This is a genomic window from Nostoc sp., from assembly GCF_035638895.1.
Classification (GTDB): domain Bacteria; phylum Cyanobacteriota; class Cyanobacteriia; order Cyanobacteriales; family Nostocaceae; genus Nostoc.
In genome coordinates, this window is sequence record NZ_DASQZC010000700.1 from 1 (window position 1) to 6242 (window position 6242).

At 46.5% G+C, this 6242-nt stretch carries 7 protein-coding genes; 4 read left to right on the forward strand and 3 right to left on the reverse strand.

The window, feature by feature from the left end:
• The first annotated feature begins 288 nt into the window (after positions 1–288).
• From petC to VE944_RS33295, 4 genes are all read left to right on the forward strand, one after another.
• Entirely contained in the window at positions 289–828 is a 540-nt protein-coding gene (petC, locus tag VE944_RS33280; RefSeq protein ID WP_118166992.1) for a cytochrome b6-f complex iron-sulfur subunit, read from the forward strand.
• A gap of 120 nt (positions 829–948) precedes the next feature.
• Complete coding sequence (petA, locus tag VE944_RS33285; protein ID WP_324987845.1) at positions 949–1950, forward strand: cytochrome f; 1002 nt, start codon at positions 949–951, stop codon at positions 1948–1950.
• 121 nt (positions 1951–2071) lie between these two features.
• A complete protein-coding gene (locus VE944_RS33290) occupies positions 2072–3139 on the forward strand; it encodes an SDR family oxidoreductase (RefSeq protein WP_324987848.1) in 1068 nt (355 codons plus the stop codon).
• Positions 3140–3311: 172 nt separating this feature from the next.
• Positions 3312–4016: a Uma2 family endonuclease gene (locus VE944_RS33295; protein ID WP_324987851.1), complete on the forward strand. Its 705-nt coding sequence runs from the start codon at positions 3312–3314 to the stop codon at positions 4014–4016.
• 82 nt (positions 4017–4098) lie between these two features.
• On the opposite strand, the gene VE944_RS33300 is transcribed toward VE944_RS33295, so the two are convergent.
• The 3 genes from VE944_RS33300 to VE944_RS33310 form a co-directional block, all read right to left on the reverse strand.
• Complete coding sequence (locus VE944_RS33300; protein ID WP_324987854.1) at positions 4099–4296, reverse strand: DUF6887 family protein; 198 nt, start codon at positions 4294–4296, stop codon at positions 4099–4101.
• The gene (locus VE944_RS33305; protein ID WP_414690186.1) at positions 4280–4477 is read right to left on the reverse strand and encodes a DUF6888 family protein; all 198 of its coding nucleotides are present in this window, start codon (positions 4475–4477) and stop codon (positions 4280–4282) included. Before VE944_RS33305 ends, VE944_RS33300 begins: the two co-directional genes overlap by 17 nt.
• A 63-nt stretch (positions 4478–4540) precedes the next feature.
• A complete protein-coding gene (locus VE944_RS33310; RefSeq protein WP_324987861.1) occupies positions 4541–6130 on the reverse strand; it encodes a glycoside hydrolase family 57 protein in 1590 nt (529 codons plus the stop codon).
• Positions 6131–6242 lie beyond the last annotated feature (112 nt).

Sequence of the window (6242 nt, forward strand, 5' to 3'; positions counted from 1 at the left end):
ACATCATAAGAATATCCCCACTTATCAAGCAACATCTGACGTAATTCCTGTCCTGTCATAGCTTTTCTCAATCAGATTTTACATTTAGTTATGATGTTAAGTTCCGTGACTCCAGTATGATAAGGATATAAAGAAATGTAATGCTAACAGACAAAGATGCTTTTTATATCTTGGAACAAAGAAGTATGGCATCGTTGTGAGCGCTAGCATTTCGACTTAGACAAGAGTTCCTCAAGTACAGTACTTTTGTCAAAATGCTTAACAAAATACACAAAGAGCGCGGAGATTATGGCTCAATTTTCTGAATCAGCAGACGTGCCCGATATGGGGCGTCGTCAGTTCATGAATCTGCTCACTTTTGGGACTGTCACTGGAGTGGCTCTGGGTGCATTGTATCCCGTTGTCAACTACTTTATTCCACCCGCAACAGGTGGTGCTGGTGGCGGTGTAACGGCAAAAGACGAGCTAGGTAACGATGTTAGCGTCGCTAAATTTCTAGAAAACCGGAATGCAGGCGATCGCAACCTAGTCCAAGGGCTAAAGGGAGATCCTACCTATATTGTGGTAGACAGCAAAGAAGCGATCAAAGATTATGGCATTAACGCCATCTGCACCCACTTAGGTTGTGTAGTCCCCTGGAACATTGCAGAGAACAAGTTTAAGTGTCCTTGTCATGGTTCCCAGTATGACGAAACTGGTAAAGTTGTTCGGGGCCCAGCACCGTTATCTTTGCCTTTGGCCCATACCAATGTAAAAGACGACAAAATCGTTTTGACCCCTTGGACTGAAACCGACTTCCGCACCGGCGATGCAGCTTGGTGGGCTTAATAATTTTGTCCTTAGTCCTTAGTCATTCGTCCTTTGTTCAGGGCTTAATGACTAATGACTAATGACTAATGACTAATGACCAATGACTAATGACTAATTCAATCGTTGCCCTTATTAGAGATGAGAAATGTTTTCTTAAGAGCGAGGTTAACTCGCAGCGCTAGAGCGATCATCAAAACATTGCTCATTGCGATCGCTACTGTGACATTTTACTTCACCAGCGATGTAGCCCTTCCCCAATCAGCTGCCGCCTATCCCTTTTGGGCACAGCAAACTTATCCCGAAACCCCCCGCGAACCAACAGGGCGGATTGTTTGTGCCAACTGTCACCTAGCAGCCAAGCCGGCAGAAGTGGAAGTTCCCCAATCGGTGCTGCCTGACACTGTATTCAAAGCTGTGGTGAAAATCCCTTACGATCTTAGCACCCAGCAAGTTGGTGCCGATGGTTCTAAGGTTGGCTTGAATGTCGGTGCTGTACTGATGCTACCTGAAGGCTTTAAGATTGCTCCTGAAGACCGTCTTTCCGAAGAACTTAAAGAAGAAGTTGGCGACACTCCCTTCCAACCCTACAGCGAAGACAAAGAAAACGTCGTCATCGTCGGCCCCTTACCAGGTGAACAGTATCAGGAAATCGTTTTCCCTGTTCTTTCTCCCAACCCCGCAACCGACAAAAACATCCACTTCGGTAAATATTCAGTCCATTTAGGTGCTAACCGGGGACGCGGACAAGTTTATCCAACTGGTGAAAAGAGCAATAACACTGTTTACAATGCTTCCGCTACTGGCACAATTAGCAAGATTGCCAAAGAGGAAGATGGAGACGGTAACGTTAAATATTTAGTCAACATCCAACCTGAATCTGGTGATGTTGTCGTTGATACGATTCCTTTAGGGCCAGAATTGGTTGTTTCCGAAGGGCAAGCAGTTAAGACTGGTGAAGCTTTGACCAGCAACCCGAATGTCGGTGGATTCGGTCAAGCAGATGGAGAAATCGTACTTCAAGACGCCTCTAGAGTCAAATGGATGATTGCATTCATCGCTCTTGTAATGTTGGCTCAAGTTATGCTTGTGCTGAAGAAGAAGCAAGTTGAAAAAGTTCAAGCTGCTGAAATGAATTTCTAAATTCTCTGCTAAATCATTACTTGTAGGACAGGCAAGATGCCTGTCTTTTTTATATATTAGTTACACGAAGCCTGCAAATTTGGGGCTTAGGATTGCTATAGAAAATTTCCGGAGACACGACATGGATGGGACAGCCTTAGTTGTGGGCGCGAGCGGCATCATCGGCAGCAATCTTGCGAGAGAACTGATTGCGAATAGATGGACGACCTATGGGTTGGCCCGAAATCTTAAAAAAGGGGTGGAAGGGTTACGCCCTGTTGCTGCCGATCTGCTCGATCTAGCTAGCCTGAAAACTGCGCTGTCAGACATCGCCCCGACGCACATATTCATCACGACGTGGATGCGTAATGCGACCGAGGCCGAAAATGTCAGGGTCAACGGCACGATGGTTCGCAATCTGCTGGATGTTCTGTCACCGAAAGACTCAGTGCAGCACGTCGCCCTCGTCACCGGCCTCAAACACTATCTTGGGCCATTCGATGCATACGCCAGGGGCGGATCGCTGCCAGAAACTCCATTGCGCGAGGAGCAGCCCCGGCTCGACGTCGAAAATTTCTATTATGCTCAGGAAGATGAGGTCTATGCCGCCGCAGCTCGTGACGGTTTCACCTGGAGCATTCATCGCCCTCACACTGTCATTGGAAAGGCGGTCGGCAATTTGATGAACCTTGGCATGACGCTGGCCGTGTATGCCGCGATCTGCAAGGAAACCGGGCGCCCGTTCCGATGGCCAGGTTCTGAAGCGCAGTGGAAGGGCATCTCCGACATGACCGACGCGCGGGTGCTGGCGAAGCACCTAGTCTGGGCGGCGAAGACCGAAGCGGCCCACAACGAGGCGTTTAACGTTGTCAATGGCGACATCTTCCGGTGGATATGGTTGTGGGGGCGGCTGGCTGATTGGTTCGGCATCGATCCCATCGGCTTCGACGGCACAACCCACCCGCTCGAAGCCGAAATGGCGAATGAAGATGCTGTCTGGCGCGAGATCGCAAAGCAGCATAGCCTCTCCGAGCCGGATCTGAGCCGTCTATCGTCTGCATGGCACACTGATCTCGATCTTGGGCGTCCGATTGAGGTTATGACCGACATGTCGAAGAGCCGCAAACTCGGCTTCTCCATATACCAGAAAACGGACGAGTCGTTTTTTGACCTGTTCGAGCAACTACGCGCAGATCGGTTGATTCCGTAGAACCTGGGTGGATGGCAGTGGATGCTTGTTTATGGGTGCCGAACGACAGTAACTCGGACTAAGCAACGGTTGCAATCTGGAATTTTTGGTGATTTCATAGCCTCCCAGTCATGGCTATAGAATTTTGAACGATAGTATTGAATCTAGCCCTAGTTGAGTTGAGGTACTACCCATGACAGCCTCAGTAGAGTATATCCCTGTTACCCCAATTGAGTACCCAGATGAGGACGGTAAGCCGATGGCTGAAGGTGATGTACAGCGCAAGTGTCTCGTCTACGCAACCACTGTGCTGGAAATTTATTTCCAAAATCACCCAGATGTGTATGTCGCTGGTAATCTATTTATTTACTACGAAAAAGGTTATCCAGAATCAGTTGTCGCCCCAGATGTATTTGTGGTGTTTGGAGTGGAAAACCGTAACAGACGCTCTTACAAAACCTGGGAAGAAAATAATCAAACCCCAGATTTTGTTCTAGAGATTACCTCAAAAAGTACCCGCAGCAAAGATCAAGGTGCAAAGAAAGGAATTTATGCCTTTCTGGGAGTGCGTGAATATTTCCAATATGACCCAACAGGCGATTATCTCAATCCCCAACTCCAGGGTTTACACTTGGTCGATGGGAATTATTTCCCCGTGGTAGCCAATACCCTGCCAGATGGTATCTCCCTACCCAGTGAAGTTTTGGGGCTAGAGTTACGCCTAGAAGCAGGAAAACTACGTTTTTACAATCCAGCTACAGGTCAAACATTGCTAACTCATGAAGAGGAAGCAGCAGCACGACAAGCCGCAGAAGAGGCTCGACAGCAAACAGAGCAAAAAGCGCAAAGATTAGCTGCTAAACTCCGAGAATTAAATATTGATCCAGATAGCATTTAGCTAAATCCGGCAGTGTTAATAAAATAATCAGGTGAGTATGATTTACCCACTCTAATTATGCTTACTGAATTAGACAATAATCTCAAAGTTCTCCATTAATCTTACGCCTGATGATTTTCATCTGGGCTTGCATATCAGCTTCTGTCACAGGCATAGGATAGCCTTTAGAATTAGGGTCACGTTTGCTCATCAAAAAACGTAGAGCTTCAATGTCTTCGCGGTTTTCCACGACGTAAGCTCTCAACTCTGTAAAACTCATTTGCTCATAATTCTGGTTCATTGACAAAATCCCAGATTCCATTACTTAGTACAATGACTTGGAGTTCATCTCCAGCCAGCATGTAAACTTGCCCTGTTTTGTCGTCAAATCGAAATAAGCGGATGTCTTTGTAAAGATTTGACAGCATTTGACAAACCCTTACACAGGCTAAGGCTTGCTCTGTTGTTGGTAAAATAAACACTCCTCACTACTAATATAGGGTGAGCAATGCCCACCCTACTGCTGTTGATTATTTTTTGTGAGACTATAGCGGACGGTAGACGCGATAGTTGATTTCGGGGAAGATATTATCCATTAACTCGACTTTTTCCAGCCAACCACTGTCAACTTTGCCGACTTTAACATCTTCGTAGAGCTTATTGAACCGCATTAAGTGCGATCGCGTCCGTCTAATTGCATAGGGTACCATTGTTCCCGTCCGCATAATAAATGCCCAGTCAGAAGATTGTGCTAATAACAATTCCCGCGCCGCTTGGTTGAGCGCTTTCCACTGCAATTCATCCTCTGGTTCCAAATGCGATATTTCAATCATCCGTTCAGCAGCTTTGTGCAAATGCGGATAAACCCAGGCGTTCGTTTCATTCAACCAATATTCGTGGAAACCCTTGAAACCCCAACTCGACTGCGAAGGACGACAAACTTGCTGAGTCGGCTGATCTCGCAAATAGTCTGCTAAATGGGTCATTTGATATGTTTTTTGGTCATACCATGACTTGCGGAATAGGTAATCGATGAACCAGGGACCTTCATACCACCAATGTCCAAATAACTCTGCGTCATAAGGTGAAACGATAATTGGCGGGCGCTGCATCATATCATAGAGATGCTCAGATTGCCTCTCTCGGTTATACATAAAGTTATCAGCGTGTTCTGCGGCCTTTTCCCTAGCCCAATAAGGATCATAAAGCGCCTTATCTGAAAGTCCTAAGCCACGCCCCGTAATTTTATGATACTTAATACCCGTATTTTTTCGCTGACCATTGGGCATGATGTAGGGTTTGATGTACTCATATTCTGCTTCCCAGCCCAAATCTTTGTAAAATTCTCGATATTCCGCCGCCCCAGGATAGCCCACTTCAGAAGACCATACCTGTTGGGAAGATTCATGATCTCGACCAAAAACGGCAACACCAGTTTCTGTATAAATTGGGGCATAAGTGCCAAAGCGGGGACGCGGACGAGCGTAAAGGATGCCATGCCCATCAGTGAGGAAGTAGCGTAACCCAGCATCGGCTAGCATCCGATCTAAACCCTCATAGTAAGCGCATTCTGGCAACCAAATGCCTCTAGGCGGTTGTCCAAAGGTTTGCTCGTAATGTTCGCAAGCTACCTGAATTTGCGCCCACACCGCTTCTGGATACATCTTCATCAACGGCAAATAGCCGTGAGTAGCGCCGCAAGTGATGATTTCTAGGTTGTTACTGTCTTGGAACTGCTTAAAAGCTGTCACCAAGTCACCTTGATTGCGTTCCCATAGCTGACGCGCTTCTTTAAACTCAGTAATGTAATGTTCGGCTAAATAACGAAGATGTCCGTTATTGACATTATGTTCTGCTTCTAGCGCTATAAGTTCTTCTAGTTGGGTCAAGTGTGCGTCATAGCGTTCTTGCAGCAGAGGATCACGAAGCATTGACACTAGAGGTGGTGTCATACTCATCGTGATTTTAAAGTCGATACCGTCTCGCTTTAAGCCTTCAAATACTTTCAATAAGGGAATGTAGGTTTCTGTGATGGCCTCATAGAGCCATTCTTCCTCCAGCACGTAGTCACTTTCCGGGTGACGAACGAAGGGCAGATGTGCGTGAAGTACAAGCGCGACGTAGCCGATAGCCATAGTGATTTTGGGGTGATACTTGTAAGTTGAAGGTCGAGAGGTTTGGCTGAAATTAACAATATTTTAAGACTTTATGGGGATCGTGAAGATACGAGTGTCAAGTTTTCACATA